This is a genomic window from Legionella maioricensis, from assembly GCF_023618015.1.
Taxonomy (GTDB): domain Bacteria; phylum Pseudomonadota; class Gammaproteobacteria; order Legionellales; family Legionellaceae; genus Legionella; species Legionella maioricensis.
This window is the reverse complement of sequence record NZ_JAJKBJ010000057.1, coordinates 1-1427: the sequence shown is the minus strand read 5'-3', so window position 1 is coordinate 1427 and position 1427 is coordinate 1. Positions and strand designations below refer to the sequence as shown.

Sequence of the window (1427 nt, the reverse complement as noted above, 5' to 3'; positions counted from 1 at the left end):
ATTATCCATGGACTGGATAGACCATGAGTATGGTTCCGTGAATATCGGCGATCAACGATTAAATAAACGAGCAAAAGAGTTATTAAAAAGGTTTAGTGATAACCCCACATCAAGTATACCTGAGAGTTGTAAAGGTTGGCCGGAAACAAAAGCTGCCTATCGATTTTTTGAGAATAACTCGGTTACAGCAAAAAAAGTAATAAAACCTCATCGCATAGCCACTCTTAATCGAATTAAAGAACATCCGATTATCTTATTGGTTCAAGATACAACAACTCTTAATTATAGCGGTCAAAAAGAACGTGAAGATATTGGCCCTATTCAACAAGATAACGTGCGAGGTCTATTTCTTCATCCCACTCTTGCGGTAACGCCTAACCGTGAATGTTTAGGGGTGGTTGACTATGAACAGTGGTCACGAGAACAATTTACGCATCGAAGCGCACAAGAACGAAGAGCTGAGCGCTATTCAAAAGCAATAAAAGACAAGGAAAGTTACCGTTGGGTTAGGGGTTATAAAAAAGCCACAAGACTTGCTAAGGCAATGCCTGATACTCAATTTGTTTATATTGCTGATAGAGAAGGCGATATTTATGATATCTATCATGAGGCGAATACAGCTTTCGCTACAGGAGCGGCCGATTGGGTGATTAGAGCAACGTTCGATCGTTCTATTTTGGATGAAAATCGATCTAAAAAACGCAATAAATTAAAAGCAGGCGTAAAAGCCTCTTCCAGTATTGGAAAAGTAACATTTACTACATCCTCATTTGGAAATAGAACAAAGCGGGAAGTAGTACAAGATGTTTACGCAAAAGAAGTGACTTTGCTCCCTCCTCGGGAAAAAGCAAAAGAAGGTTTTACACCCGTTAAAATAACAACAATCATTGCCACAGAGACAAACCCGCCACCTGGAGAGAAAGCAGTAGAGTGGACACTTTTAACCAGTGTCCCTATATCCAACTTGGAAGCAGCGCTACAAGTAATTCAATGGTACTTATGTCGCTGGCAGGTCGAAATTTTCTTCAAGGTATTGAAAAGCGGATGCACTATTGAAAAATTGCAGTTAAGCAACAAACAACGATTTGACCCTTGCCTCGCTCTGTATCTTATTGTCGCTTGGCGTATTTTGTTCATGACCATGGTAGGTCGTGCTTCCCCATCATTAAGCAGTGAGTGTCTATTTGAGACGATAGAATGGCAAACAGCCTATGTTATGATCTATGAAAAACCCCCTCCCGATGAGCCTCCAACCCTGAAAGATACTCTGAGAATGATTGCCCAATTAGGAGGTTTTCTCGGACGAAAGCATGACGGTGATCCAGGTCCTATTGTGATGTGGAAAGGTTTACGAACTCTTTATGACTATATTAAAGCGCGTGAAGTATTTACACGCGCTTTTGGACATACTTATGGGTAATGATATG

Annotated in this window: 1 protein-coding gene; it reads left to right on the top strand. The window is 40.6% G+C overall.

Going from position 1 to position 1427, the window contains the following annotated elements:
- On the top strand, nt 1–1420 hold a 1420-nt coding region (locus LOX96_RS17460), incomplete at its 5' end, for an IS4 family transposase (RefSeq protein WP_250456473.1).
- Nucleotides 1421–1427 lie beyond the last annotated feature (7 nt).